At 42.5% G+C, this 26,846-nt stretch carries 25 protein-coding genes and 1 tRNA gene; 19 read left to right on the top strand and 7 right to left on the bottom strand.

Annotated features, from left to right (window positions below):
- The first annotated feature begins 90 nt into the window (after nt 1-90).
- From HC643_RS12495 to HC643_RS12485, 3 genes are all read left to right on the top strand, one after another.
- Nucleotides 91-1,044, top strand: a complete 954-nt coding sequence (locus HC643_RS12495; protein ID WP_038078814.1) for an asparaginase — start codon at nt 91-93, stop codon at nt 1,042-1,044.
- A gap of 156 nt (nt 1,045-1,200) precedes the next feature.
- A tRNA-Met gene (locus HC643_RS12490) sits at nt 1,201-1,277 on the top strand.
- Between the two features lie 227 nt (nt 1,278-1,504).
- Nucleotides 1,505-2,971: a YcjF family protein gene (locus HC643_RS12485; RefSeq protein ID WP_038078816.1), complete on the top strand. Its 1,467-nt coding sequence runs from the start codon at nt 1,505-1,507 to the stop codon at nt 2,969-2,971.
- Nucleotides 2,972-3,258: 287 nt separating this feature from the next.
- Here the strand turns inward: HC643_RS12485 and HC643_RS12480 are convergent, their stop codons facing one another.
- The gene (locus HC643_RS12480; RefSeq protein ID WP_050045723.1) at nt 3,259-3,765 is read right to left on the bottom strand and encodes an ADP-ribosylglycohydrolase family protein; all 507 of its coding nucleotides are present in this window, start codon (nt 3,763-3,765) and stop codon (nt 3,259-3,261) included.
- A gap of 242 nt (nt 3,766-4,007) precedes the next feature.
- On the bottom strand, nt 4,008-4,166 hold the full coding sequence (locus tag HC643_RS12475; RefSeq protein WP_162002225.1) for a hypothetical protein: 159 nt from the start codon (nt 4,164-4,166) through the stop codon (nt 4,008-4,010).
- 62 nt (nt 4,167-4,228) lie between these two features.
- On the opposite strand from HC643_RS12475, the gene HC643_RS12470 reads away from it, so the two are divergent.
- The 7 genes from HC643_RS12470 to HC643_RS12440 all read left to right on the top strand — a co-directional run bounded on the left by HC643_RS12470 (nt 4,229) and on the right by HC643_RS12440 (nt 11,785).
- Nucleotides 4,229-5,368: a DNA cytosine methyltransferase gene (locus tag HC643_RS12470; protein WP_038078818.1), complete on the top strand. Its 1,140-nt coding sequence runs from the start codon at nt 4,229-4,231 to the stop codon at nt 5,366-5,368.
- Between the two features lie 426 nt (nt 5,369-5,794).
- Nucleotides 5,795-6,475: a deoxyribose-phosphate aldolase gene (deoC, locus tag HC643_RS12465; RefSeq protein ID WP_038078819.1), complete on the top strand. Its 681-nt coding sequence runs from the start codon at nt 5,795-5,797 to the stop codon at nt 6,473-6,475.
- Between the two features lie 73 nt (nt 6,476-6,548).
- Nucleotides 6,549-7,487, top strand: coding sequence for a DNA repair protein RecO (gene recO / locus HC643_RS12460; protein ID WP_038078822.1), 939 nt, complete (start codon nt 6,549-6,551; stop codon nt 7,485-7,487).
- A complete protein-coding gene (locus HC643_RS12455; RefSeq protein WP_050045722.1) occupies nt 7,474-9,141 on the top strand; it encodes an MFS transporter in 1,668 nt (555 codons plus the stop codon). The genes recO and HC643_RS12455 overlap by 14 nt, the downstream gene beginning before the upstream one ends.
- A gap of 88 nt (nt 9,142-9,229) precedes the next feature.
- Nucleotides 9,230-9,442 carry a hypothetical protein gene (locus HC643_RS41350; protein ID WP_137986270.1) on the top strand — a complete coding sequence of 71 codons (213 nt, stop codon included), beginning with the start codon at nt 9,230-9,232 and terminating at the stop codon, nt 9,440-9,442.
- A 216-nt stretch (nt 9,443-9,658) separates the two neighbouring features.
- Nucleotides 9,659-10,807 (top strand): glycosyltransferase family 4 protein, encoded by a 1,149-nt coding sequence (locus tag HC643_RS12445; RefSeq protein ID WP_038078824.1) that lies wholly within the window; start codon nt 9,659-9,661, stop codon nt 10,805-10,807.
- 288 nt (nt 10,808-11,095) lie between these two features.
- Complete coding sequence (locus HC643_RS12440; RefSeq protein WP_050045721.1) at nt 11,096-11,785, top strand: HhH-GPD family protein; 690 nt, start codon at nt 11,096-11,098, stop codon at nt 11,783-11,785.
- A gap of 22 nt (nt 11,786-11,807) precedes the next feature.
- On the opposite strand, the gene HC643_RS12435 is transcribed toward HC643_RS12440, so the two are convergent.
- On the bottom strand, nt 11,808-11,972 hold the full coding sequence (locus tag HC643_RS12435; protein ID WP_167844668.1) for a hypothetical protein: 165 nt from the start codon (nt 11,970-11,972) through the stop codon (nt 11,808-11,810).
- A gap of 234 nt (nt 11,973-12,206) precedes the next feature.
- Here HC643_RS12435 and HC643_RS12430 point away from each other — a divergent pair, with 234 nt between their 5' ends.
- Nucleotides 12,207-12,347, top strand: a complete 141-nt coding sequence (locus HC643_RS12430) for a tetratricopeptide repeat protein (RefSeq protein WP_137986269.1) — start codon at nt 12,207-12,209, stop codon at nt 12,345-12,347.
- Nucleotides 12,348-12,356: 9 nt separating this feature from the next.
- Nucleotides 12,357-12,722, top strand: coding sequence for a tetratricopeptide repeat protein (locus HC643_RS12425; RefSeq protein WP_050045720.1), 366 nt, complete (start codon nt 12,357-12,359; stop codon nt 12,720-12,722).
- 152 nt (nt 12,723-12,874) lie between these two features.
- Here HC643_RS12425 and HC643_RS12420 read toward each other — a convergent pair whose 3' ends face one another.
- From HC643_RS12420 to HC643_RS12405, 4 genes are all read right to left on the bottom strand, one after another.
- Entirely contained in the window at nt 12,875-13,681 is an 807-nt protein-coding gene (locus tag HC643_RS12420; RefSeq protein WP_050045992.1) for a peptidase, read from the bottom strand.
- Nucleotides 13,682-13,826: 145 nt separating this feature from the next.
- Complete coding sequence (gene secG, locus HC643_RS12415) at nt 13,827-14,060, bottom strand: preprotein translocase subunit SecG (protein ID WP_038078830.1); 234 nt, start codon at nt 14,058-14,060, stop codon at nt 13,827-13,829.
- A 134-nt stretch (nt 14,061-14,194) separates the two neighbouring features.
- On the bottom strand, nt 14,195-15,793 hold the full coding sequence (gene gpmI, locus HC643_RS12410; protein WP_038078832.1) for a 2,3-bisphosphoglycerate-independent phosphoglycerate mutase: 1,599 nt from the start codon (nt 15,791-15,793) through the stop codon (nt 14,195-14,197).
- Nucleotides 15,794-15,946: 153 nt separating this feature from the next.
- Nucleotides 15,947-17,632, bottom strand: a complete 1,686-nt coding sequence (locus HC643_RS12405) for an ABC-F family ATP-binding cassette domain-containing protein (protein WP_038078834.1) — start codon at nt 17,630-17,632, stop codon at nt 15,947-15,949.
- Nucleotides 17,633-17,764: 132 nt separating this feature from the next.
- Between HC643_RS12405 and HC643_RS12400 the strand changes: the two genes are divergently transcribed.
- The 7 genes from HC643_RS12400 (at nt 17,765) to HC643_RS12370 (ending at nt 26,819) form a co-directional block, all read left to right on the top strand.
- On the top strand, nt 17,765-19,531 hold the full coding sequence (locus HC643_RS12400; protein ID WP_038078836.1) for a PAS domain-containing sensor histidine kinase: 1,767 nt from the start codon (nt 17,765-17,767) through the stop codon (nt 19,529-19,531).
- 92 nt (nt 19,532-19,623) lie between these two features.
- The gene (locus HC643_RS12395; protein ID WP_050045719.1) at nt 19,624-21,558 is read left to right on the top strand and encodes a diguanylate cyclase domain-containing protein; all 1,935 of its coding nucleotides are present in this window, start codon (nt 19,624-19,626) and stop codon (nt 21,556-21,558) included.
- Nucleotides 21,559-21,602: 44 nt separating this feature from the next.
- Entirely contained in the window at nt 21,603-22,073 is a 471-nt protein-coding gene (locus HC643_RS12390) for a hypothetical protein (RefSeq protein WP_050045718.1), read from the top strand.
- Nucleotides 22,074-22,085: 12 nt separating this feature from the next.
- Nucleotides 22,086-23,462, top strand: a complete 1,377-nt coding sequence (locus tag HC643_RS12385) for a hypothetical protein (RefSeq protein ID WP_038078839.1) — start codon at nt 22,086-22,088, stop codon at nt 23,460-23,462.
- A gap of 74 nt (nt 23,463-23,536) precedes the next feature.
- A complete protein-coding gene (locus HC643_RS12380; protein ID WP_050045717.1) occupies nt 23,537-25,003 on the top strand; it encodes a VWA domain-containing protein in 1,467 nt (488 codons plus the stop codon).
- A gap of 13 nt (nt 25,004-25,016) precedes the next feature.
- Nucleotides 25,017-25,598 (top strand): Uma2 family endonuclease, encoded by a 582-nt coding sequence (locus tag HC643_RS12375; protein WP_038078840.1) that lies wholly within the window; start codon nt 25,017-25,019, stop codon nt 25,596-25,598.
- Nucleotides 25,599-25,688: 90 nt separating this feature from the next.
- Nucleotides 25,689-26,819 carry an ATP-binding protein gene (locus tag HC643_RS12370; protein WP_038078842.1) on the top strand — a complete coding sequence of 377 codons (1,131 nt, stop codon included), beginning with the start codon at nt 25,689-25,691 and terminating at the stop codon, nt 26,817-26,819.
- Nucleotides 26,820-26,846: the final 27 nt, after the last annotated feature.

The raw sequence follows: 26,846 nt of genomic DNA, 5'->3' as shown, positions 1-26,846 counted from the left end.
TGGTCATTTGTCATTGGTCATTTGCACAAAACAAATGACCAATGACCGAGGACTGAGGACAATTGACACAATTATGGTATACTTTTACCCATGACAATGGGAAAACGAACACAAGCCACCGCACTAGAAGTTAGGTTACTGCGAGAAGGCATTATAGAGTCAAAGCACATAGTCCAAGCAGCGATCTGTGATAATCGCGGGCGGATTCTATCCGTTGCTGGTAATGCTGAAACAAGCACGTTTGTTCGTTCAGCACTGAAACCATTTCAAGCACTCGCTGTGACTAGCACAGGTACCCTAGAACGCTATGACCTCAGCGACAAAGACCTAGCGATCGTTACCAGTTCCCACAAGGGAACGATAGAGCAAGTAAGACAAGTATTTAATATTCTTTGGCGGGCTGATGTAGACCCTTCAGCACTCCAATGTCCCATTCCTGAAGGTAAACGCAGCCCCCTAGAATACAATTGTTCTGGTAAACATGCTGGAATGCTAGCTGTTTGTCAGCAGTGTAATTGGTCGCTCAATAACTATTTGCACCGCAGACACCCAGTGCAGCAATTGATTCTTAGTAAAGTATCGGAATTGCTGCGAATGCCATCCGAAGAATTTATCAGCGCCCATGACGATTGTGGTGCTCCTACCTACTTGTTACAACTTGGGCAAATGGGAGCACTATACGCTCAGCTAGCTTCTCGTAGCAGTTTAGATATGGAGCGCATCGTCCGAGCCATGACCCATCATCCAGTTATGGTAGCAGGGGAGGGAGAATTTGACACGGAATTGATGCGTGCCACACCGGGCGAACTGGTCAGTAAATCCGGTGCTGAGGGCGTACAGTGCATTGGCAGACTCGGTGAAGGCATGGGATTGGCAATTAAAGTTATTGATGGATCGAAGCGAGCAAAACACGCTGCGGCCATTCATATACTTCAGCAGTTAGGCTGGATTACTCCCAGCGTAGCGGATGTCCTGTCGGAAAAGTTTATGAACTTCGGTAAGTACAAGCGTTTAGAAGTTCTGGGAGAATTATCCTTATTGTAAGGGGTTAGGGATAAGGGTTTGGGGTGTTAGCAAAAGTGGAATTACGAGCAGTCTTTTCCCTAACCCCAGATCCTGCTCCCCAGAAAATTCCAAAATTTTTTTATTAGGACTTGTCAAATTTCTAAACCTGTTGCTATAGTAGAGAAGACAGAGCGACGCGGGATAGAGCAGCCTGGTAGCTCGTCGGGCTCATAACCCGAAGGTCAGTGGTTCAAATCCACTTCCCGCTACCAAATTAAAACGAAACCCTACAATCATCATTGTAGGGTTTCGTTTTTTGTATTTGATAATTGGTCAGATGAGCAACTTCTTGAAGAAATCGGTAATCCGACCAAACTTAAATCGTGCAAGTTGCTGAATGTAAAGAAAAATTGGTGCATTCGCCAATGGAGTTTGGAGAAGCAGGCTTGTGAGCTATTCTTAAGAAGAATCGATCCAAAGATTACGGAGAACTAGGTTTGTGAAGTTGCGGCGACCAATTTTAGTGGGAGGATTGGGACTGTCCTTTTCCCTTTGGATGTTAGACAGTTTGCAAGATTCATTGGTACAGGTGGGTGAATTTGGCTTACTGAGTCTCTTAGCAGTTGGCGGCGGTTTGTGGTTGTTTCAAAAAAACCGTCCCAAGGATAGTACCCAACTGCTAAATGGTATGCCTGTAGATAGGGAAACAGTGGAAGTTGCTATTGCAAAAACCCAATCTGTGGTTAACCAACTAACACAAGAAGCAGAAGACTCTGTAGAGAAGCGACGTATCGCTTCTCTACAACAAGAACAAGTTGCAAATCTCACGGCGGAGTTAGACAGGCAACAGATTCTAGCTACTGTCACTGGCGGTAAGTTAGTAGGTAAAACTACCTTGATTGAGGTGCTCGAGCAAAGTGTAGAGACAGGATACCGATCGTCCCTACATTTCCAAGAAACATCTCCTTTGTTTGTAGAAGCAGGCGAGAAGTCAGATGCTGATGTGTTTGTAGAAGCACAAAAATCCGATCTCGTCCTATTTCTTACAAATGGGGATTTAACAGATACTGAATTTCAAGCCTTACAGCAACTCAAGGGTGCAAATCAAAGCACAATTCTGGTTTTTAACAAACAAGACCAGTATTTGCCAGATGAACGTGTGAGCGTTTTGCAGTCCCTAAAACAACGCGTACCTTCATCTGTAGTCGCAGTTGCAGCCTCTCCTGCAACTATCAAAGTACGCAAGCATCAGGAAGATGGTTCCATACAAGAATGGCTGGAGGTACCAGCCCCAGATGTTCAGCAGTTAACCCAGCACTTGGGTGAAGTTTTGGCACAGCAAGCACAGCAACTTGTGTGGGGAACGACCATGAGAAAAGCTTTGTTGCTGAAAGCTGAAGCAAAAGATTTACTCAATGGTATCAGACGCGATCGCAGCGTACCAATTATTGAACAATATCAGTGGATAGCAGCAGCAGCTGCATTTGCCAACCCAGTTCCAGCGCTTGATGTTCTGGCAACAGCCGCGATTAATGCCCAAATGGTTGTGGATTTGGGTAAAATCTACCAGCAAAAACTTTCCTTGGAACAAGCACAAACTGTAGCGGGAACAATGGGAAGTTTGATGGTAAAACTGGGTTTAGTGGAACTTTCTTCCAAAGCAATTGGTATCGTACTTAAGAGTAATGCTGTCACCTTTGTAGCAGGTGGTTTAGTACAGGGAGTCAGTGCAGCTTACCTCACCCGATTGGCGGGATTGAGTTTAGTGGAATATTTCCAACAGCAGGAAATAGCTACAAATTCTGGAACTGCGTTAAATCTTGAGAAGTTGGGGCAAAATTTGCAAAGGGTGTTTCAGCAAAGCCAGCAAATCGGATTTTTGCAGGGCTTTGTTAAGCAAGGCGTCAAGCGTCTGTTACCAGAAGTCCCTGAAGCTGAACTAACTGCTGCTGAGACTGTTGCTTAGTGGGTAGTTTGTGCAAATTTTTACCGCTCTATTGAGCGATCGCTTAACTGTAGAATTGGCAACAGCGAGGAAACTCAAAGTTAGACCAGTTATGGTTGGCGATCGCGATTTTAAAATAGGGTAACTTTTATAAATCAAGAGGAAGCAATAAAATTACATTTGAATACAACACTGCTCGGATTTTGGTTTGTTAGAAAAATTTTCATATATATAGATAGAGTCCCATGTCGAGTCTTTATAAAGATTTTTGCCAAGCAAATTTTTTGCTTGAAGCAGTAATAATTTAATCAATAAGGCGGCAGTAATCGACGAAATCCATGTCCGAGGACAATCAACAAGAAAAGCACATTTCTCACCAATAGTCCTGGTATTGATAAGGGCAAAGGAAGTTGATTTTTACCGCTACTTGATACCTCAAATAATCTTTCACCCAAAGATTTCATCCATTCCACAGTTCTAGGGTATTCGTACAAGCTATTCAGCCAATCTTTAGGTAAACCCGATGTGCCTACACCAGCACCTATAATTCCACCTACAATAGCGGCGGTAGTGTCGGTATCTCCTCCAAGGCGAACAATTTCTTCAATTGCATCCCTATAGCTGCGCTGGTGTCTCAACCAAACTTGGACAACGACAGGTACGGTGTGATATACGTAGCCACTAATACCAGAACTAATTTTACACTGAGCCGCAAACAATGCTGCTGTGTGATTTGCTTGAGCACTGTCATTTTCTGAGATAACCCTTCCAAAGGCAGCCCAATAGCATCTCCAATAGCTGTTCCAAGTAAGCAACCAATAACAGCATCCTTTTGTGTTGGAAAAGATGTTTTCATAAAGAACATTATTTAAACACCTATTTCCAGTTTTCCCCGTTGCTCGGCAGAATCTAACACTGCTTTCAAAGGAAACTAGCTCTCAGCAGCGATCTCTTTACTGCGTCAACAACGACTACCATTATGTCCAGTTAAACAATTATGGTTTATTTCACGCAAAAGCGTAAAGACACAAACAAGTCTACCGAGGTTTTATTATACTTAATTTGCCGGACAAGATATCGCAGTGACTAACGGCGATCGCATCTTATACCAATTTAATATGAAGCTGCATACAATTAGCCTGCGAAGGCAGGCTTTGTTTGTATAGCCCCACTCTTCTAGAGTGAGGGCAATAATGTCCCAGTCAGATGGGGACATAACAAAAATAGATTAATTAAAAAATGCCATTAAATATTATCAAAGCGTGTCACAGTTATTAAATGAATTTAAGCCCCAGAATATTTTCCTTTTTTGCTGGTTCGGGTTTTCTAGATTTGGGTTTTGAAACGAGTGGTTTCCATATTGTTTATGTGAATGAAGTTTTCTCTCCTTTCATGGAGGCATACCGCTATTCACGTTCTAGTCTCAACCTTCCATTGCCAGAATACGGTTATCATCAAAGGGAAGAAGGCGACGTAGCAAAACTGACTGAAGAAGCACAAATTTTGCGCTTGCGTGAATTGGTAGCTGATTGCCGTAAATCTAATAATATTGTGGGATTTATTGGTGGTCCTCCCTGCCCTGATTTTTCTATTGGTGGAAAAAATAGAGGGCAATTTGGAGAGAATGGCAAACTGTCGGCTGCTTATGTTGAATTAATTTGTGAAGCTTTACCAGATTTTTTTCTGTTCGAGAATGTAAAGGGTTTGTGGAAGACAAAGAAACACCGTTTGTTCTTTGAAGGGCTAAAGCAAAAATTAACTCAAGCTGGTTATGTACTTACAGAAAGGTTAATCAATTCCATAGAATATGGTGTTCCACAAGATAGAGAAAGAATTATTCTTCTTGGATTTCAACTTGAGTTGGTTGGGGATTTGGGGATAAAACTCAATGGGGAAAAATTTCTACCTGTAGGGGTTTTTCCTTGGGAAAAATATATTGTATATACCAAAGAGAAAGTTTTTTCCCATAACTGGAGCCGTTGCGAACCCTTTCGGGAAGGCTCTATTTTGCCCTGTCCTGATGGTATTCCTCAAGAACTTACTGTTGAGTACTGGTTTAGAAAAAATGATGTACTGAAGCATCCCAATACTCAGCACTATTTTCAACCAAGGGCAGGTATCAGAAAATTCGCTACTATTGATGAAGGAGACGATTCCAAAAAATCTTACAAACGCCTTCACAGATGGCGTTATTCTCCCACAGCTTGCTACGGTAACAATGAAGTACATTTACATCCCTACAAAATGCGGCGAATTTCCGTTGCTGAAGCTTTAGCAATTCAATCTTTGCCTGCAAGTTTTTCACTTCCCAACAGTATGTCACTGACAAATATGTTTAAAACAATTGGTAATGGCGTTCCTTATTTAGCTTCAAAGGCTTTAGCTCAAACTATTTTGGGTTTTTTAGACGATATCTGACAAAAGGTGAAGAAAATTTGCTCCTGTACAAGCGAGGTTTTTCTGGGTATATCCTTAGACATATACTATACGTAAAGCACGCGCTACACAATGCGACAAGACTACACTGCAAGAGCCAGTGAGCAAAGGCGAGTCTTGCCCATCTGAGAATTCTCTTTGCCTTTGACTTTTCCACACTCCCAAAGACTACTATATAATTCTAAATATAGATTGATACAATTTATCTAAGGATAATTGGTTAGTCTAAAAAATTGCTTTCTTTGAGAGAGTAGGTGTCTAAGCTAAAGTTAGCCCTATCACAATCAGTCATTGATTACACCTAATAAAGGAAAAAGCTTTAGCGGAAATTCATAAGAATTATGATTTAATTTATCTAAAGAGTTTTAAATTTCTTTATAAAGGTTAATAATCAACTACAAAAAAACGATGGCAGCAGATTATACAGACATTGATATTGCGCCATTCATTGACCATGCTTTGTTGATGCCAACAGCTACTCCAGAGCAGGTAGAGCAATGGTGTGAAGAAGCAGACAAATTTCATTTTGCGGCAGTTTGCGTATACCCCGTACACGTAAGGCAAGCAGCAGAACTTTTGCAGGGCAAACAGCCTAAAGTCTGTACAGTTATTGGCTTTCCTACAGGCGCGGTGACTTCAGCAACTAAATTGTACGAAGCTCAAGAAGCTGTGGAAAATGGTGCAACAGAGTTAGATGTCACGATCAACTTGGGATGGTTGAAAGCTGGCAAAAGCGATGACGTGCATCGGGAAATTGCTGAAATTTGTGAAGAAACCGGGCAAACAGTAAAAGTGATTTTGGAAACAAACCTGCTGACTGACGAAGAGAAAAGACTGGCGGCGGAACTTGCTATGGATGCTGGAGCAGCATTTCTTAAAACCAGTACGGGTTGGAATGGTGGTGCAACAGTGGCAGATGTCAAACTTTTGAAGGAAGTCGCAGGAGAAAGGGTAGGAATTAAAGCCTCTGGGGGAATTCGCACTATTGACCAAGCTTTAGACTTGATATTAGAGGGAGCCACTCGTTTGGGAACCTCGCGAAGTGTTGAATTGCTCCGACAGCGCGATAGGCTGGATCGTAGCAAGTAATCATTAGTCATGAGTCATTAGTCATGAGTCATTAGTATGAGACAAAGGACAAATGACAGAGGACAAAAGACAAATGAGTAAAACTTATAAAACAACTGGAATTAATTTGAAAACCCAAGCGATAGGAGAATCAGATAGACTAGTGACAATTTTGACACGAGAGTTTGGTCTGATTCGCGCTGTTGCTCCTGGATCGCGCAAGCACAAGTCTAGTTTGGGCGGTAGAAGTGGAATGTTTGTGGTAAATGAGTTATTGATTGCTAAGGGGCGATCGCTAGACAAAATTACCCAAGCTCAAACTATAAAAACTTTCCCAGGACTTGCAACAAATTTGGGAAAACTTGCAGCCAGTCAGTATTTAGCAGAGGTAGTACTGTGTCAGGCGTTAAGCGAGCAACCTCAAGAAGAGTTGTATGAATTATTGAAGGAACACCTCAGCCGTATAGAAGAATTACCAAGCCACGAGCCATCAGCTGTCATAGCACATTTGGCACATGGATTATTTCACCTTTTAGCCATAGCAGGACTCACCCCACAGGTACAAGCTTGCTGTCTGACAGGAAACACTTTGACTCCAGATTTTACCAACCCCGATTGGCAAGTAGGATTTAGCATTCCTACTGGTGGAACAGTTTGCCTGACAACATGGAAACGCTTGAAGGAAGAGGGGATAAGGAGGCTGGGGGACAAGGGGGACAAGGGGGATAAGGGAGCATCTTCTCCCCTGTCTACCCCATCCCCACCTTCTGTTAAAGAAAAGACTACTAGTTACAAAACTGTTGTCCATCAACAAGAATTACCTGTTATTTCCAGTCGGTTGGATGCTATAGAGCTTTCCATACTCCAACAGTTATCACAACCAGAGATAATGCAAGATATAGCCAAAAACTACGGCTGGTTTTCTGTCGAGCAAATTTTGCGCCAATATGCTCAATACCACCTTGGTCGCTCGATTCGCTCTGCTGCTTTAATTGATTCTTATTTTGCTACCCACCATGATGCAACCGTCTGATTTAGACACAAAAATCCAGCCAACACCACCAAGCCATGTTAAGAAACAAAGTAGGGCTTCGGTACAGCAAGTCACAAATCACCCTAGTGTGACTAAACCTGTCTCCAATCAGGTTTATCTCCAGGAAAAGTCAGCAAACGACCTTTCTGGCAAATACAAAAATGAGAAACCGGAAGTACCCAAACCCAATTTCACAAATGACTGTGAAAAAAAATGGGAATCCCAACCTACTTATAGTCATAACAATGGCAACGGCAACGGTTCCGGACATATCCCAGCAGGAACTGATAATGTCACAGCTGCATCTGATTCCAATAGCAAGATAGCATCAGATGAAAAAAAAGAAGATGGGGGCTTTTTTCCAGTATTAAGAAATCCCAACTTTCTTGCTCTTTGGGGTGGACAAGTTTTTTGTCAACTAGCAGATAAGGTTTATTTGGTACTGATGATTGCCATCATTAGTACTCATTTCCAAGCAAGCGACCAGACCATCAGTGGTTGGGTATCGGCGCTGATGATGTTTTTTACCATTCCTGCAGTACTATTTGGTTCTCTTGCAGGTGTGTTTGTAGATCGCTGGTCAAAAAAAGTAGTTTTGGTATCAACAAATGTTTGGCGGGGTATCTTAGTTTTGAGCATTCCGCTACTTTTATGGCTCACTGAAGATTGGCAACCGTTTCTAGGAGTTTTGCCAGTAGGATTTGTCATCATTTTGGCGGTTACTTTTTTAGTGTCCACGCTTACACAATTTTTTGCACCTGCAGAGCAAGCTGCAATTCCTTTAGTGGTACAAGAGCAACATTTACTTTCTGCTAACTCACTTTACACCACAACGATGATGGCGTCGGTGATAGTTGGGTTTGCGGTAGGGGAACCTCTGTTGGGTGTGGCAGATCGAATTTGGGCGCAACTTGGTGGGAGTTACGGGCTCGGGAAAGAAATAGTGGTTGGTGGTAGCTATGCGATCGCAGGAATTATTTTGTTACTCCTAACCACTCACGAAAAACCGCACAAACCTGATGAAGAAGCACCTCATGTTTTAGCTGACTTGCGGGATGGGTTTCGGTATTTGGGAGAAAATCCTCGTCTTCGCAATGCTTTGCTGCAACTTATAATATTATTCTCCGTCTTTGCTGCTTTAACCGTTCTTGCTGTTCGGATGGCAGAAGTTATTCCGCATTTAAAAGCATCTCAATTTGGCTTCTTGCTGGCTGCAGGTGGAGTTGGCATTGCTTTAGGAGCAACAATTTTAGGGCTGTTCTGTCAGCGCTTTTCATACACTCAACTCAGTTTATTTGGTTGTTTGGGTGTGGGCGCATCTCTTATTGGTTTATCGATATTTACCAAACAACTCTGGGTTGTTCTGGCGTTAGTAACGCTAGTTGGTGTTTTTGGGGCATTGATAGGTATTCCCATGCAAACGGCTATCCAAACAGAAACTCCTGCAGAAATGCGTGGCAAAGTTTTTGGTTTGCAAAACAACGTTATTAACATCGCTCTGACTCTACCTCTAGCACTGGCTGGTTTGGCGGAAACTTTTATTGGATTGCAAGCAGTCTTTTTGGCATTAGCTGCGATCGTCTTTTCAGGTGGTGTATTAACCTGGTTCAACTCTTCCAAGTCATCGTCTCCTGAACTGGGCGCAACAGAATGAATAAAAAGTGCTAGGTAAAGCAGACAATTAGCAGTTGATTTCCGGTGTCCTGAGGTAGCTAACCCCTCTTGCTTGGAGTTCTTTATTTTTGAATGATTATTTGAGTCAAGATTCAGCTTTTATTGCTTGCTTGTTGACTGAAAGCTTCGCTTTTCATGGTAAACTTACCACATTGAAGAGTTCTCTCATACTTGTTGGGTATCGACAAAGGCTTCAACCAGTAACCGATGACCAGCGATCGTCGATCTTTTCTCATGCTTATTGGGAATTGACAAAGACTGTCACTGAATGCGATCGTTAGTATCTGGGAAATGTTTTGTTGAATTAATATTCTTGAGAGAGTAAGTGAAGTCAAAGATTTACTGTCCGGAAAGATTTCAGCTTTTCTGTAAAGGCAGTGATTTTTGAAGTCTTTATGATGACTCAATAACCAACAAGTAAAATTTCAAACAGAACCGATCAAAAAAAGACAAAAAGTTAATATAATTAATTTCGCTTTCCTGATAGCTAACAAAGAATGCGTATAGCCTGGATTGGAAAAAAATCTCCCTTTTGCGGTAATGTCACCTATAGCAGAGAAATTACAAACGCATTGCTAGACGGAGGACATCAAGTTAGCTTTCTTCATTTTGCTCAAGAAGAATCTGATTCGGACAATTGGCCTAATTGCCAAGAAGTAACTTTACCCTTCATTTACAAGTCCCAGGTTTACACAATTCCGACTTTGAACGCGACTAAGGTGTTGACTCAGTCATTGCGACGTATCAAACCAGATATAGTTCATGCTTCGCTGACTCTGTCTCCCCTTGACTTTGTTTTACCGGAAATTTGTGAAAAGCTGAACTTGCCTCTAATTGCGACTTTTCATACCCCCTTTGCAGGTAAAGGAGCAAAACTTGTATCGGGAACACAGCTTTTAGCTTATCAACTCTACGCACCTTTTCTGGGCAACTACGATCGCACGATAGTTTTTTCCCAGATTCAGCGAGATTTGTTAGCACGCTTGGGAGTTCCGGAAGATAATATCGCCGTGATTCCCAATGGCGTAGATGTGGTCAAGTATTCTCCCGGTCCTTCTCAGGTTAAAGCTGAGTTTCGAGCCAACCGTTTGTTTGTCTATCAAGGTCGTATAGCTCCAGAGAAGAATGTTGAAGCTTTGCTTCGAGCATGGAAGCAGGCGGATATGGGTCCCCAAAGCAAATTACTTGTTGTTGGTGATGGTCCGTTAAAGCCATCACTAGAAACGTTTTACGGAGAAGAATACAACATCGTTTGGTTGGGATTTGTAGCCGACGAACAACGGCGCATCGAAATTTTGCGGGGTGGTGATGTGTTTATTTTGCCTTCACTTGTAGAAGGTTTATCTCTATCACTCCTAGAGGCAATGTCTTGTGGAATTGCTTGTATAGCAACAGATGTAGGTGCAGATGGGGAAGTACTGGATAAAGGAGCGGGAGTTGTTCTCAATCCAAAAACAGTCCGTTCTCAATTAAGAACACTTCTGCCACTGTTCCAAGACCATCCGGAAGTAACAACTTTGTTAGGGCAAAAAGCGAGACAAAGAGTGTTAGATAGTTATACTCTCAATAAAAACATTGCTAGATTGGTAGAACTGTACGCTGAAGTTCTCAAGCAGCGCAGCTTTCAATACAGTCGCGGTGCTTAGCAGTCACTTGTAATACCAAGATGTAGCGGAACGGTTATTATAGTAATTTATCAAAGTCGTTCTGCTACGTCTATTAAGAGATTAAAAAAGCTAAATTGTTGTATGGGAACGCCTATTCCAGCAATACAGCAGGAAGATCAACACTGCGTAGGTTTAGGAAAAATTGTGTTAGTATTTTTCCTGAAATATACTGAAATATACAAGCAAGTCACTAGTGGGACTTAAACAAAAATTAAGCCCAAATATAGCCCAGACTAGCATGATAAGCGGCACCGGAGCGACCATTCAATGAGCGGACATTCCATCTATCTCAATAAAGAGAAACTCAAATGGTTTCGCGAGCAACTGCTAACTTGGGCAAAGCTGAACCGCAGGCAATTTGCTTGGCGCAATACTCAAGACCCTTATGCTATCTTGGTTGCTGAAGTTTTTCTGCAAAAGACCAATGCACCTTCGGTCGCTTCTTTGTACGAGATATTTATGCAACGCTATCCCACAGTTGGGTTGCTCGCAAACGCTTCTGTTGCTGAGATATCAGGACTTTTACAGCCATTAGGTCTTGCTTTTAGAGCAGAACGACTGCATAAATCAGCACAGATAATTGTCAAAGACTATGGGGGCAAAATTCCCGAACAAGAAGCACAGCTGTTAAAACTTCCTGGGGTAGGCAAATACATAGCTAGATCGGTATGTGCTAATGCTTTTGGACAGCCTAAAGCAGTCATTGATACTAATGTTGCTCGGATTTTGGAGCGATTTTTTGGATTGCAAGGCGGTCGGGTAAAATCTCGCTGTCCCCTCCTTTGGCAAGCGGCTGAACAAGCAGCTCCCGCAAACGAAGTTGGAGCTTGGAATTTAGCACTTTTTGACTTTGGGGCTGGTGTTTGTACGGCGAGAAATCCCCTGTGTGCAGAGTGTCCTTTGCGACATCAATGTAATGATTGCATCCAAAAATCTTCTCTACAATCTGCCCAATAGCATTTACGATGGTTCGAGTAGACTACCAAAGCATTATCGGTAACCCGGCAATCACGCATGCAATACTTGTCCAAACAGAAAAGCCCTGAATGTCAGCTTCATCGAGAGCAGCACTCATTTGAATCATTGAGCCACATAACGCTAGCAGTAGCATCAGAAAAAAAGTGGCATATCCCAAATAAATCATTATTCATCCTCACTACATTTTGTTATCCGTTCTAGCGGAGGGAGAAAAGTAATTTCTCTGTCAGGAGTTAAGCATTGCCTTGGAAAGCTTACATCTCAAGAAAGAAATTACATTGAACATGACTTTCTGCACTAGAATATTCAGCATTTTTGGTTGCTTTCAGGGAATTTTTTCTAGAAGAAACGAGAATGCTAACCATGTTATCCTGTCTTTCATCTCAGTTTTGCAAGACTCATGCAAGAACACCCGGAAGCACAAGCTAAAACTTTGTTTGATGAAGGGCTTCGGCTTTTTGAGGCAAGGAAGTATAGTATGGCGATCGCTTCCTTGGAAGAAGCTTTAAAGCTCGATCCCACCTATAGTGATGCCTGGTGATGTCATGGATTGGCTCTAGGACATTTGAAGCGTTACGCAGAGTCTCTTGAGAGTTTGAATCGTGCTCTTGCTCTGAGCCCTAAAGATCGCCGTGTTTTAAGCAATCGTAGCTTAATCTTGGTTGAATGGGGCAAGCATAAAGAAGCATTGGAAAGCTACGATCTCTTACTGTCATTATATCCCTATGATTATGAAGCTTGGGACTCGAAGGGAAACTCTCTTGCCATTTTGGGAAAATATCGCGAAGCCCATGAGAGCATTGACCGCGCCTTGCAAATCAAACCCGACCTTGCAAATGCTATTTACAACAAAGGTTACTGTTATGCGTCAGGGCAAAGCAACTCTAGCTGTGGATTGCATTGCCCGAGCTATTAAGCTTAATCGAGCAAAGTATCTAGCTGCTGCAAGAACCGATGCAGATCTAGATACTTTGTGAAAAAATAAACGATTTCAGGCACTTTTGCAGTAATAACAACCGATTCAGATCTCGGACTTCTTATTGAAAAAGTCCGAGATCTAGCAGCCCCTCACGATCGAGGTGACCGACTCGGGTTTGCGACATTTACTGACCATCCCAAAGTCGTTGGTTGTTCGTAAACCCGCTTCAACGTGTTCGCATCTCGCGGAGAAATTGGTGGTGGATTGCGGACTTGGGAAAAGTACAAAGCATCGGTTTGTTGCGGACTGTGTCCCCAAATGCCCAAAGCGTGACCGAGTTCGTGACGAGCAGCTGCCAAAACATACTGACCTGTTTGGCTGGGACTCAGCAAAATTGCAAAGCGATGAGACAGAAGATTATTTTTGCTGATGTATACTCTATAAGTAGTTTGGGCAGAACGCGCACGGGGAATTTTGCTATCTGAAGAAGTTTGAAGTGGAGGAGCCTTGCGCACGATAGTAATATCAGCTTCCTCTGGTTTTTCAATAACTGTTAGGGGTAAATACGCATTCCATTCCTGTACTGCTTGTACAACAGACTTAACCCATGCCTCTGCTTGTGGGTTATTGACCGCCCTCGGTGGTTCCACGTAAACCCGAACGGGAAATTTCGACCAAACTAAGTAACCTTCTTCAACTGGTGTCACTTGTGCAAAATAATCTCCACTGTTTGCGGGATCTTGCCATTGTGCCAGTGTTAGCGGTAGAGGATGGGGTTTGGGAAAAGATGGAGAAGATTGGGAGAGTTGAGGGGATGGGTTTTTACCATCAGCCAGGATTGGAGAGTTAGGCAAAACAATAAGCAGTGCTGTAACAATTGCCAATACTAAGGAGGCAATTAAGCGCTGCCATATCGAGATTTTTATATTTATTTTTCTAAAAATGCTAAGTTTCATAGCTATTTTCAGTGACCAGAGTCTTTGTATCATGTTCGGATTAATACTTTGCTTGCACTAAAGCACACCTGAAAACTCATTAATTTATGAGTCTTTAGCCGAACACGATCTCGATCTCCTGAATTTTTCGGTCACTTGCAGGTGTTTATTTTGGCAACCAACCTGCACTTAAAACCACGGTTAAACCCAGAAAAATGACTGTAAGCGCCCATGTAACGCGGTTTAAAGTATTTTCAGCACTCTTGGTGCTGCTAAATAATTGAGCTTGTCCGCCGATCGCTGCTATACCATCTCCTTTGGGGCTGTGTAGTAAAACTAAAACAATCATTCCAATTGCAGAAAATGCCCAAATGCCCTGTACAACGTTAGTAATGGTCATATTATTACGAACTATGAATTATGAATTGGATATACAAATTATAAATTATGAAGTATGAATTATGAATTGAGATGCATGAATTTTGACCTGTATCATCATTCATCATTCATCATTCATAATTCATCATTCTTCGACTACAGCCCTAGTTGTACGGGAGTGCGAGAAGCTTGGAGGTCATACCCTGTTTGTTGTATCAAAGATTGCCCTGTCATTTCAGATGGTTTGGGCAATTGCAAAATTTCTAGAATTGTAGGAGCAATGTCAGCTAGTTTGCCATCGCTTCTGAGAACAACGTTTGTGCCGTGCCCTGGAATTTTTGCTTTTTCTCCTTCCACCAAAATTAAAGGAACGGGGTTGGTAGTATGAGCTGTCCAGGGATTACCATCCGTGTCTACCATGTACTCGGCATTCCCGTGGTCGGCTGTAATAATTGCTGTACCACCTACTTTGCTAATACTTGCAAGCAGATGACCCAAACACTTATCAACAGTCTCAAGTGCTGTGACTGTAGCATCAATTTTTCCAGTGTGTCCCACCATGTCAGGATTGGCATAGTTAATGACCACTAGAGAATAAATGCGCTTTTCAATGGCTGAAGCAGCCACCTCTGTAACTGCTTGGGCTGACATTGCTGGGGCAGAGTCATACGTCGCCACCATCGGACTGTTCACCAGTTCTCTATCTTCTCCTTCAAATGGTTCTTCTAAACCACCGTTGAAGAAGTAGGTAACGTGAGCGTATTTTTCTGTTTCTGCAGTCCGAAACTGCTTCAGACCGTTTTGAGCAATCACTTCACCCAGAATATTGCTGAGATTTTGAGGCTCAAAGGCAACCCCAACTGCTAATTCTGGCTCATACTGTGTAAAGGTCACAAAAGACAGTGGTTCGATCTGCTGTCTTTCAAAACCGTCAAATTCTGGATTGACAAACGCTTGAGTGAGCTGTCTGGCGCGATCCGGACGGAAGTTAAAGAAAATAACTCCATCTCCGGGAGCGATCGCTCCCGGAGCTATTCTCACTGGAACGATGAATTCGTCTGTAATGCCTTCTGCATACGATGTTTGGAGAACGTCTACAGCTTTGCGACCATCACCAGGTTCTGCCTGTGTCATAACGTCATAAGCACGTTTGACACGATCCCAACGGCGATCGCGATCCATGGCGTAGTAGCGACCGCTAACCGTCACTATGCGCCCAACACCTATACGGTCGATATAGTCTTGAATTTGTGCTAGTGCTTTTACCCCTTCTGTTGGAGTAGTATCGCGACCGTCAGTGATAGCGTGTATGCAAACTTCTGAAATTAAGTGTACTTTGGCTAAGTCAATTAATCCGAATAGATGATTGAGGTGCGAATGCACTCCTCCCTCGGAACAAAGACCCATTAAATGCAACTTGCCTTGGCGACTAAACACTTCCTGGCAGATTTTGACAAGTGCTGGGTTTTTGAGGATGGAACCGTCTTCTACAGCATCTGAGATGCGTACCAGCTCTTGAGGTACTACTCTTCCTGCGCCCAGATTCAAATGGCCAACTTCTGAATTGCCCATTTGACCTTCTGGTAATCCCACCGCTTTCCCTGATGTTCTTATGAGGGTGTGAGGATAAGCTGCCCATAAGCTATCCATTACCGGGGTTTTTGCAACGGCAATAGCATTTCCATGAGTCTCCTCGGAGTAGCCCCATCCGTCTAAAATGACTAGCACCACGGGAGCAATAGGTGCTTTGGTCATAGTATAATTGCCCTTTACTTTTTGTAATACCCGAATGATACCACTGCTAATCACAACCGCAAGTGAATTTCTGCTTATCTTGCTAATAGCTAATAGCTAATTGCTAATTGTTCTCATACTATTACCCATAAGCTATTAGCCATTAGCAGTTCCCTACTTTTTCTTTCCTGATGCTTTTGCTGCTTTTTTCGCGGCTTTTTCGGCTGCGATCGCAGCCAACCTTGCCTGTTCTTTTTCTTCTGCTATTTTGTCTAAGTAGTAGTGATAATTTCCCAAGTATACACGAAACTCACCATCGCGAATTTCCACAATTTTGTTGGCAACTTGTGAGATGAAATAACGGTCGTGCGATACGACTATCACTGTCCCATCATAATTTTGGATGGCTTCTTCTAGCATTTCTTTGGCAGGTATATCCAAGTGATTTGTCGGCTCATCAAGGATTAATAAATTCACTGGCTGTAAAAGCATTTTTGCCAATGCCAGCCTTGCTTTCTCGCCTCCGCTCAATGCTGATACTTGTTTAAATACAGTATCACCACTAAATAAAAATCTTCCCAAAATTGTCCTTACTTCTTCATTTTTCCAATCGGGAACTTCATCATGAATGGTTTCCATGACTGTTTTTTTCAAATCCAAAGCTTCGGCTTGGTTTTGTTCAAAATAACCGGGAATCACATTATGCTGACCTAGATCTACCTTACCTTCTGTGGGTTTTTCCAGACCCATAATCAAGCGCAATAAAGTAGATTTGCCTGCACCGTTAGGAGCAACAAAAGCGATGCGATCGCCTCGCTCGACTAAAAGATTTGCACCTAAAAACAAAATCTTATCATCGTAAGTGTGTGTTAAATCTTTAATTTTTACTACCTCAAGCCCGCTACGGGGTGCAGGTGGAAACCGAAAGTGTAGCGTTCTGACGTCAGATTGTGGTGCTTCAACGCGCTCGATCTTTTCGAGTTGTTTTTCCCTGCTCTTTGCTTGAGTACTGCGGGTAGCACTCGCACGGAAGCGATCGACAAAAGCTTGTTGTTTTTCGAGTTCTTTTTGCTGGCGTTCGTAAGCCGATAACTGTGCTGCTTGGTTTTCAGCTTTTTGTTGGAGGTATGCTGAGTAGTTCCCAAGGTACGTGCTAGAAACCCCGCGTTCGGTTTCCACAATTTGAGTGCAAAGCCGATCCAAGAATTCTCGGTCGTGAGAAACAATCACCATTGGAGTTGTGAGCCCTTTAAGATAAGTCTCCAACCACTCAATTGTTTCTAAGTCTAAATGGTTTGTCGGTTCGTCTAAGAGTAACAGATCTGGCTGCTGCAAAAGAATTTTTCCCAAACCCATCCGCATTTGCCAACCGCCACTAAAAGCACTTACAAGACGCTCGCCATCTTCTAACTGAAAACCCATTTCTGGTAGTATCTTACCTATTCTTGTTTCCAGCACGTAGCCGTCTAGTGCTTCAAACTTCCTTTGCAAGCGGTCTAACTTATTAATCAGGCGGTCAAGTTGCTCTGGGTTGGCGCTTTCCATGTCTCGCTGTACCTGCGCCAAATCTTGCTGTACTTGGTTTGCTTCTTTAAAGACTGTCCAAAATTCTTCACGAACAGTCCGCGTGGGATCGACTTCAAATTCTTGATTGAGGTAAGCAATGTGCAAGCTAGCAGGACGAACTATCTCTCCTGCGGTGGGTTCGATTTCCCCAGAAATAATTTTCAGCTGAGTCGATTTTCCCGCACCATTGACACCAACCAAACCTATGCGATCGCCCGGTTTTACTTCCCAGTTTATATCCTTGAGAACTTCGCCTGTGGGGTAAATTTTACTTATGTGTTCTAGTCGCAGCATTGAGTCTCTCCAAGGTAGGGTATTGGTGCTTGAGGCGAAAGTGTTAGTACCGAGTTTAATCTTAACAAAATTTAACTGACAATTGGCGAGCGAAAATACTGAAAAAATTAAGAATTAGTAGGAGTTATCGTTATGACGGCAAAACAATTGACTCAAGTTATGGAGTCGTTCTGCAATCGCTTAACTACTTTAGAACTGCAAGTCAACAAGCTGCCTCAAACTGCAGACCAATGCGTGCAAATTTCTCAAGCTTTTACTGAACTACATATTAATTATAAAAAATTAATAAATAATTTTACTAGCAGGTACAAGCAAATCGAAGCCGAACGCGCTCGCATAGAGGCAGATCTGTTGAAAAAACAGCGATTGCTCGAGCAGATAGCGGAGTCAACACCAGCTATTCTATACGTTTACGACCTATATGAACGACGGAATATCTACTCAAATCGTCAGCTAACTGAGATTCTAGGTTATTCTCCCACCGTTATTCAAAGCAAGGGGACTGAATTTGTGCAAACCTTGATTCATCCTGATGATAAGGTGATAGTGGCAGAAATCTTCCATCGGCTTGCAACAGCGAAAGATAAAGAAATTATAGAAGCTGAATATCGTATGTGCCATAGGAATGGAGAGTGGCGCTGGCTGAATATCCGAAACGTAGTCTTAAATAGAGATACTAATGGTTCTCCCTCGCAGGTAGTGGGTACGGCAACAGATATCACAAGACTCAAGCAAACTGAACAGGAATTGCGACAGAGTCAAGCAAAGTACCGCCATTTGAGTGAAGTGTTGGAGCAACGAGTAGCAGAACGAACAGCGAAGTTGAGCCAGATCAACGAGCAATTAAGTAGGGAAATTAGCGATCGCAAGCAAGCAGAAACAAGACTTGTACAAACTCGTAATTTCCTGCAATCCGTTTTAGAACACCTACCCATTGCAGTGTTTGCTAAGGAAACCAAAAATTTTTGTTTTGTGCTTTGGAACTCGGCATGTCAGTCGTTAATGGGCTATACAGCAGAAGAAGTTTTGGCTAAAACCGATTATGACCTCTTTCCAAAGCGACAGGCAGATTTTTGCATAGCTCAAGACCGAGAAGTGGTCGCAAACTGCCAAGTTATGGAAGTTCCAGAAGAATTAATTTGGACAAAGCAAAGAGAACTTAAAATTATTCGCAATAAAAAAGTGGCTATTTGTAATGGAGAGGGAAATCCAGAGTTTGTCTTGGGATTCATTGAGGATATTACAGAACCCAAACGAGCAGAAGAGAAACTGCGAGCTTCACTGCAAGAAAAAGAAGTTTTGCTAGCAGAGGTTCACCATCGCGTCAAAAACAATCTCTATGTCATTTCTAGTTTGCTTGAGCTTCAAATGGATAAGGTTAGCGATCTACAAGCCAAAGCCGCTTTAGAGGACAGCTGCAACCGGATAAGTTCAATGGCGTTAGTACATGAAAACTTGTATCGGACAAACAATTTTTCTGGGATCGATTTTGCTGAATACGTGCAGCAGCTTGCACGTGATTTACTAGATACATACATATTTTTTGGGAATCGAGCAACCCTCAAATTTGATACTGAATCAGTCTTTCTCGGTCTTGACCAAGCCATTCCTTGTGGATTGTTGCTAAATGAACTCGTGACGAATGCATTCAAACACAGTTTTAGTGACGGTCGCTGTGGAAACATATACATCCACGTGAAAAATTTGCCTGATGATTGGATTGAACTAGCTGTTGGTAATGATGGTAATAGTCTTCCCATTGATTTTGATATTCAGCAAAACGCTTCTATGGGACTCAAGTTAGTTATGCTGTTGGTCGAACAATTGATGGGTAAGGTTGGAATAGAAAGGGGAGATGTGACGTGGTTTAAAATTCAAATTTTCCCATCTAAGTGTTGAGTACAGATAAATCCAGGCAAAAGCGAATTTTTTTCGACAGATAAAAAGAATAAAATAGAATCTCACCTTTTTCAAGCTGTCCGAAGCTAAATATGGCTGGCATTTTGATAGTTGAAGATGAGCGAGTCGTTGCTTGGAATCTTCAAACTTCCTTAGAAAAGTTAGGGTATGTCGTTGCAGGTAACATTGCATCTGGTGAAAAGGCAGTCGATCTTGCCGAAAAGCTCAAACCAGATTTGATACTCATGGATATCCGACTACAGGGAAGTATGGATGGTATAGAAGCAGCTGCTAGAATTCGCGATCGCTTACACATTCCGATTATTTACTTAACAGCATATGCTGATGAGCCAACTCTCAAGCGAGCAATGGCTACCGATCCCTACGGTTATCTGATCAAACCCTTTAAACGGACCGAACTGCACACAACTATCACTACAGCTTTGCGGCGTTCTCAGTTGGAAAGACAGCTACAAATAAGTGAAGCTAGATTTCAAGACCTAGCAGCTAATCTACCTAGTGTCATTTATAGGGTGTTACATCAGCTTGATGGATCGAATCGATGGCTTTACATCAGTCCCAGTTTCCAAAACCTGTTTGAAACAGATCTCGTATCTTTCCAACAGGGGGGTGAGTTTATAGAAAGTTCCATTTACCCCGATGATGTTAGTTCTTTAGAAGAATCGTTATACAATGCTTTAGAAACGACGCTAACCCTGAAATGGGAAGGACGTATTGTTGTTTCTTCCCAGCAAATGAAATGGATTCAGGTTGCTAGCCGAGTGACCAGACAAGAGAATGGAGAAATTATTTGTGATGGGTTAATAGAAGATATAAGCGATCGCAAACGAACAGAACTTGCCTTGCAAAACCAAATGCAGCGCCAGAGATTATTAGCGGAGATTACCAAACAAATTCATAAATCATTGGATTTTAATGAAATTTTGACCACGACAGTCACTCAAGTCCGTCAAATTCTGCAAGTCGATCGAGTCTTAATTTTTCAACTTAAATCAGATGGATCGGGAATTGTGATTCAAGAATCTGTCGATCCTGCATTTATATCAACCTTGGGACTTCAATTCTTAGATCGATGTTTTCCCTCTCATTGTTATGACCTTTACTGTCGGGGACAGTCACAAGTCATTTTTGATACAAATCAAGAGGATTTAAGTGGTTGTTTGAAGAACTTTATGCAGCAGATAGGAGTAAAATCTAAGGTTGTTACTCCCATCATTCAACACTCAGAAGATTTAGCTAGTGTCAGTCATGGTGAGGAAAACATTTTAGAAAGTAGCGATGCAATAATCCCTAAATCGCAAACAGTAAAATTATGGGGTCTGCTCATCGTTCATACTTGTGGCAATCACCGACAATGGCAAACAGAGGACGTAGACTTACTGCATCAAATTGCCAGTAATTTAGCGATCGCTTTACAGCAGTCAGAACTTTACCAAAAACTGCAACAAGCAAAACAGCAACTAGAACGTTTGGCTAAGATTGATGCGTTAACCCATGTTGCTAATCGCCGCCGCTTCGATGAGTACTTAGAACAACAGTGGCGGCGATTGACACGAGAGCAAAAACCCATATCGTTGATTTTATGTGATATTGACCAGTTCAAACGGTACAATGACACCTACGGTCATCCCGCAGGAGACACCTGTTTGGTAAAAATTGCACGTGAAATTACCAGCGCTTTACAATACCCAGCAGATTTAGTAGCACGTTACGGTGGGGAAGAATTTGCCGTTATTCTACCGAATACTGCACAGACAGGGGCTGAGCAAGTTGCTGTACGTATTCAAGAACAAATAGCCCAACTTCAAATTTCTCACCTCTCCTCAGACGTTAAGAATTATGTCACGGCAAGCTTGGGTATAGCCAGCATGATTCCTAATGAAAACAGTTGCCCTTCAGCGTTGATTGCAAGAGCAGATACAGCTTTATACCAAGCAAAGCAGCAAGGACGCGATCGCTATTGTATAGTGACCGACGATCGGCGATCGGCGACAAATGAAAAATAAAAGAATATACTGAACTTTTTATACAAGCGTGAGTGCTGCTTTATATGCTTAACTCATCCTTCATTCACTCCGAACGCAATATTGTTTCTGGAAAGCGAAATATCAAAGACGTCCCCTTTGTGGAAGTGTTTAACGGGCGTTTGCAAGGAGTTGTGTCTAGTGGTTCTGATATCGAACGAGTCTATGTTTCTTTTTTTGAAGCCAACACTTTAGATTACTACTGCAGCACCAATAACAATCGTCCATGTGGTGGGTTACGTGGATACCCGTGCAAGCATTTGCAAGCTTTACTCCAAGAGGCTGTAATTTCATATGGAATCGAGCAAGTTGCCAATAGTCTCAAAGTTCCTGGTGACATTAGCCAAATTAAAGCAATAGGTGACATTCTTAGCCGCACGGGAACAGTGAAAAAAGAACAGAAGAGTGAAGTTTTCAGTCGGTTTCTCAACTACCTTCGTTACTTAGAACTTAGTAGCGATAACCGTCCCTTACCCGAAATGAGTTGGTTTGTATAAAGGAAGAAAATTATGGCATTTTCAAATGTACTAAACCAACTGCCTAAAGGAACTCAAGAAACGTTTGAATTGATTGCTGATTTCGATCGATGCTTCCTCGTGGGTTTTGCAAATCTTGACACCCAACACCTAGACACTCTCAACAGTCTTCAGCAAATATTTACAGGTACACCACTTCAACAACCTATCTCTAAAACATATACTGCCCTTCAAAGTCATGAGTTTTTAGATCGACATTTCATGATTTTGGCAACCGCACGCGCTTCCTTGCAAGGAGCCCTTTTTGATACCTTACAGCAGCAAGCGAGGAGTGGGTTGGGACGGATGGTAGAGGACACGGGGGACACGGGAGACAAGGAAGATGACGGTTTGCGGGTTTGGTTGGAAAGCATTCGTCACTGGCTGATGGAAATTGCCTTGACGGGGTATGCTCGCCTTGAAGCACCAACTTTAATTCCTTTTATGGCTACTCTAGAGCAAATTCAGTCAGAACCTCGACTGGTGCGCCAAGCTGCTTTATTAACAGGATTTTTTAACGAACTGATGAGTTGGGTTCCGGTGGCTGATACGAGCACTATTCCCATTTATCGCTGGGTTGATTTGTGGACGCAAGCGATGGTTGGTGCAATACGTCCTCCTGTTACACCTCAACCTGAGATTGTGTCTGGGACATTAGAATTATTGGGCTTGGACTTACGCCATCACTCTAATGTGGTAAGTTTTACTGCTTATGGATTGCTGAAGGTTGATGCTCTAGTTCAATGGGTACGACTGACGTTATCTGCTTATAAAGTTGATGCAATTAGTGGTGACCAAATTTGGCTGCTGTTTCCTAACGCTGCTGTTCTACTCCATGCTTTTGCTGAAAATAGAGCGTTGCACCTTAAGGATATCCCTCTGCTACCAACAGGGGATTTACTTTGGCAGGGTGAAGCTCAATTGGGTAAGAATTATAACTTGATGCATAAAGCATCTGAATTTTTTGCGATCGATGCTACAAATAACTTGAATTTCCCTGCGATCCCTCCTGTCGATCGCCATCCAGTACAATTGGCTGAACCTATATTTCTGAAAGATTACGCGATCGCTCGTCAGGATAATACCTTGATGTTGAAGTGGAAAGATGGAGGGGTATTGCCAATTGCTACTGAACGCATGAGTTCTTTATCAGAAATCAATACAGAAGACATTTCTAAATCAACCGAACTTTTTGGGCTTCTTCGTTTTAATGCTGGTTGTTGGGCTGTTCAACCATTAGTTGCAACCGTACAAGGTAAAACTATTTTTTCAGGGCAAGGTGCGGCTAAAGTGTTGAACGCTCCCCCAAAAAATAGTGTTGTAACGATTTTACAGGAACGTGCGAGTCGGTTGCTGCGGAAGAAGAGTTAAATTTTAAATTCATCAATTTTGGATTGGGAAGTTGACAGAACGATAAATATTTTTTTACTTATTTCAATGAACTTATGGATGGAAACCAGATTGCTCAACGGCGTCAAGTTCTTTACTGGCGATTGCTTACAGCCATGTTTGGCTATACCGAACAGGGCGCAAATTTTGAGCGAATGAGTCGGGCGATCGTTGATGAACTGGGTTTGCCACAACTGATTCTCGATCCCAATATGAGTATAGAGAATTTGCTACAGCGCTACCCAGAGTTGGAGCAAGATTTCACGCAACCAATAATAGCTGAAATTGCAGAAGCCAATCAGCAGGACACTAATTCTTCTCCCTTATCTCCAACCAACCCCCATGACACTACAATCCTACGTCGTGCGCTTGTCTTTTCTAAACTACTACTAAACGCCTTTGGTCCCAATACTCAAAATAGTGTGATTACTGCACAACAGTATGCTCAATGGTTAAAGGATGTCAGCTATTTAGAAAAAGCCCTTGGTTGTTCACCGGGTAGCTTGCGAGGACAAAAACCGGGGATTGGTACAGGTACAGGTAGTGGAAAAGATCGGGGTGGTGCAAGCAGTAGCGCGGGAATGGGTGCAGGATTGGGTATAGGAGAAGGCTTTACGGTTGATAGAGAACAGTTAAGCGCCACTCTAAAAGCAATGGAGGGTGAACTGATTGAAAGGATGGCATTGCGGGAAGTTTTAAAAGATGACCGATTAGCCAGTCAATTAACCCCCTCAATGGCATTAGTTGAACAACTTCTACGCGATAAAGCCAATTTATCAGGGAATTCCCTCAAAAATGCCAAACGACTCATTCAAGAATTCATTAATGAATTAGCAGAAGTGTTGCGTCTACAAGTTGCACAAACAGTGACTGGCAAAATCGATCGCTCAGTTCCCCCAAAACGAGTTTTCCGCAATCTAGACTTAAAGCGAACTATCTGGAAGAACCTAACTAACTGGAGCCCACAAGAGCAACAATTATTAGTCGATCGCCTTTACTACCACCATACTGCTAGAAAAAAGACACCAACCCGCATGATTGTTGTTGTTGACCAATCAGGGTCAATGGTAGATGCAATGGTACAGTGTACAATTCTCGCCTCAATTTTCGCTGGAATTCCCAACGTAGACGTACACTTACTTGCCTTTGATACACAAGTACTCGATTTAACACCTTGGGTACACGATCCGTTTGAAGTTTTGTTACGCACTCAACTAGGAGGTGGAACATACATTTATGGAGCACTTGTAGAAGCAGCCCAAAAAATTCTTGAGCCACAAAATACAGTTCTCGTCCTTATTTCCGACTTTTACGAAGGTGGTAGCGACCAAGTGCTGTATGACTACATTAGATCGCTCAAAGAAACGGGTTTGCATTTCATTCCTGTAGGAGCAGTTACCAGTTCCGGGTACTTTAGCGTTCATCAATGGTTTAGAGACAAACTCAAAGAATTAGGTACGCCAATTTTAACTGGCAGTCCTAAGAAATTAATACAAGAATTAAAGAAGGTAATAGTCACTTAATAACCCAACAACTATGCAAGTTCAGCAACAAGACTACTACACGCCCGAAGAATATCTAGAGCTAGAAGCTGCTGCAACCTACAGAAGCGAATATTACAACGGTCAAATATTTCCCATAGCAGGCGGAACCCCAAATCATAATCGAATTACTCTAAATTTGAGTTCAGCACTCAATTTTGCCCTCAAAAAGCAACCTTACGAAGTCTTCATGACTGATATGCGCTTGTGGATTCCAAGCAATAATTTATATACATATCCTGATGTTATGGTCGTTGCAGGTCAAGTAGAGTTAGCAGAAGAACGTAAAGACATAATTACCAACCCGATTGCGATTGCAGAAATTTTATCAGAATCTACAGAAAAATATGACCGAGTTGGAAAATTCAAACTCTATCGTGCCATTTCCACACTAAAAGAATATATCCTAATTTCACAAACAGAAATTTATGCAGAACAATATACAAAAACCGAAGACAATAAATGGCTTTTTTCAAGTTATGAAGGAGAGAAAACAATCCTAAACCTAAGCTCCGTTCCATTTCAAATACAACTCATCGACCTTTACGACAAAGTAGAATTTTCAATCCAAACATAGACACTCATCTCACACTTCCTTATCTCTTTTCTTTGCGCCCTTTGCGCCTTTGCGGTTCCTTAAATAAAATCTTCAACCACCAATAAAAAAATGGCAAAAACAAAAACCACAACAATGCTGCGACAACCAGCCGAAACCAAATACAAAGAAGAACTCCAATATCTAACCTCAATCGACAAAGGAACCAAACCCTTCTCCTGGAAACTATCCCCACAGATGGTTAGAACCTTCATACTCGGAAACACCCCCTCGCAAAAACTCGATCGCACCATAGAACAAAAATGGTACGGCGATACAGCAATAGTCGAACGAGCCATCGTTACCCTAGCCTCAGACAGGGGTTTACTCCTTATAGGCGATCCCGGTACAGGAAAAAGCTGGCTCGCGGAACTACTAGCTGCAGCAATTTCCAGTAATTCCACTTACGTCGTTCAAGGAACCGCAGGAACCACAGAAGACCAAATTAAATACTCCTGGAACGTAGCAATGGTCATCGCCGCCGGACAATCCAGAGAGTCCCTCATACCTTCTCCCATCATGACCGCAATGCAAACAGGAGCCATGGGACGGTTTGAAGAGTTAACGCGGTGTACATCCGACGTACAAGACGCCCTCATTTCCATTCTTAGCGAAAAGTATATTTCCATACCCGAATTAAAAACAGATAACATTGCCTTTGCCCAACCAGGATTTAACGTCATTGCCACAGCCAACAGTCGAGACAGAGGCGTCAATGAACTCTCTTCAGCTTTAAAACGCCGCTTTAACTTTGTCCATATGCCCGTAGTCACAAACAAAAAACAGGAAAAAGAAATCATTCTGTTCCGGACTCAAGAACTCATGAGTCGTCATGGTTTTGAAGTTGACATCCCACCCACATTACTTGATGTTTTGCTGCAAACCTTTGCCGATTTACGAGAAACAAGTGCAGCCGCTAGTTCTGATGACGGGCGTCTCGAATCTGCTCTATCTACCGCCGAACAAATAGGGGTCTTAGAAGATGCCATTCTCCACAGCCGCTTTTTTGGCGTCACTTCTTTAGAAGCCGGGACACTAGCACGTTCTCTTGTTGGTACATTAGTACGCCGATTACCTGAAGATGTTTCCGTACTCAATCAGTTTTGGCATGCTGTTGTCGAAAAACGCAGTCAGGAGCAAAAGGGAGAGTGGCAACCATTTTTAGAAGGGGGAAAGCAGGCTATGGGATTGATGAAGAAATAAGGAAACATCAAGCACTACAGAAAAGGC

It is taken from the genome of Tolypothrix bouteillei VB521301 (assembly GCF_000760695.4).
Classification (GTDB): domain Bacteria; phylum Cyanobacteriota; class Cyanobacteriia; order Cyanobacteriales; family Nostocaceae; genus Scytonema; species Scytonema bouteillei_A.
This window is presented reverse-complemented; position numbering and strand designations above follow the sequence as displayed.

Excerpts from the sequence above, each read along its gene's own strand:
- HC643_RS12495 (WP_038078814.1), top strand. The coding sequence starts at position 91 with ATGACAATGGGAAAACGAACACAAGCCACCGCACTAGAAGTTAGGTTA.
- HC643_RS12475 (WP_162002225.1), bottom strand. The coding sequence starts at position 4,166 with ATGTCCCCATCTGACTGGGACATTATTGCCCTCACTCTAGAAGAGTGG.
- HC643_RS12470 (WP_038078818.1), top strand. The coding sequence starts at position 4,229 with ATGAATTTAAGCCCCAGAATATTTTCCTTTTTTGCTGGTTCGGGTTTT.
- deoC (WP_038078819.1), top strand. The coding sequence starts at position 5,795 with ATGGCAGCAGATTATACAGACATTGATATTGCGCCATTCATTGACCAT.
- recO (WP_038078822.1), top strand. The coding sequence starts at position 6,549 with ATGAGTAAAACTTATAAAACAACTGGAATTAATTTGAAAACCCAAGCG.
- HC643_RS12455 (WP_050045722.1), top strand. The coding sequence starts at position 7,474 with ATGCAACCGTCTGATTTAGACACAAAAATCCAGCCAACACCACCAAGC.
- HC643_RS12445 (WP_038078824.1), top strand. The coding sequence starts at position 9,659 with ATGCGTATAGCCTGGATTGGAAAAAAATCTCCCTTTTGCGGTAATGTC.
- HC643_RS12440 (WP_050045721.1), top strand. The coding sequence starts at position 11,096 with ATGAGCGGACATTCCATCTATCTCAATAAAGAGAAACTCAAATGGTTT.
- HC643_RS12435 (WP_167844668.1), bottom strand. The coding sequence starts at position 11,972 with ATGATTTATTTGGGATATGCCACTTTTTTTCTGATGCTACTGCTAGCG.
- HC643_RS12430 (WP_137986269.1), top strand. The coding sequence starts at position 12,207 with ATGCAAGAACACCCGGAAGCACAAGCTAAAACTTTGTTTGATGAAGGG.
- HC643_RS12420 (WP_050045992.1), bottom strand. The coding sequence starts at position 13,681 with ATGAAACTTAGCATTTTTAGAAAAATAAATATAAAAATCTCGATATGG.
- secG (WP_038078830.1), bottom strand. The coding sequence starts at position 14,060 with ATGACCATTACTAACGTTGTACAGGGCATTTGGGCATTTTCTGCAATT.
- gpmI (WP_038078832.1), bottom strand. The coding sequence starts at position 15,793 with ATGACCAAAGCACCTATTGCTCCCGTGGTGCTAGTCATTTTAGACGGA.
- HC643_RS12405 (WP_038078834.1), bottom strand. The coding sequence starts at position 17,632 with ATGCTGCGACTAGAACACATAAGTAAAATTTACCCCACAGGCGAAGTT.
- HC643_RS12400 (WP_038078836.1), top strand. The coding sequence starts at position 17,765 with ATGACGGCAAAACAATTGACTCAAGTTATGGAGTCGTTCTGCAATCGC.
- HC643_RS12395 (WP_050045719.1), top strand. The coding sequence starts at position 19,624 with ATGGCTGGCATTTTGATAGTTGAAGATGAGCGAGTCGTTGCTTGGAAT.
- HC643_RS12390 (WP_050045718.1), top strand. The coding sequence starts at position 21,603 with ATGCTTAACTCATCCTTCATTCACTCCGAACGCAATATTGTTTCTGGA.
- HC643_RS12385 (WP_038078839.1), top strand. The coding sequence starts at position 22,086 with ATGGCATTTTCAAATGTACTAAACCAACTGCCTAAAGGAACTCAAGAA.
- HC643_RS12380 (WP_050045717.1), top strand. The coding sequence starts at position 23,537 with ATGGATGGAAACCAGATTGCTCAACGGCGTCAAGTTCTTTACTGGCGA.
- HC643_RS12375 (WP_038078840.1), top strand. The coding sequence starts at position 25,017 with ATGCAAGTTCAGCAACAAGACTACTACACGCCCGAAGAATATCTAGAG.
- HC643_RS12370 (WP_038078842.1), top strand. The coding sequence starts at position 25,689 with ATGGCAAAAACAAAAACCACAACAATGCTGCGACAACCAGCCGAAACC.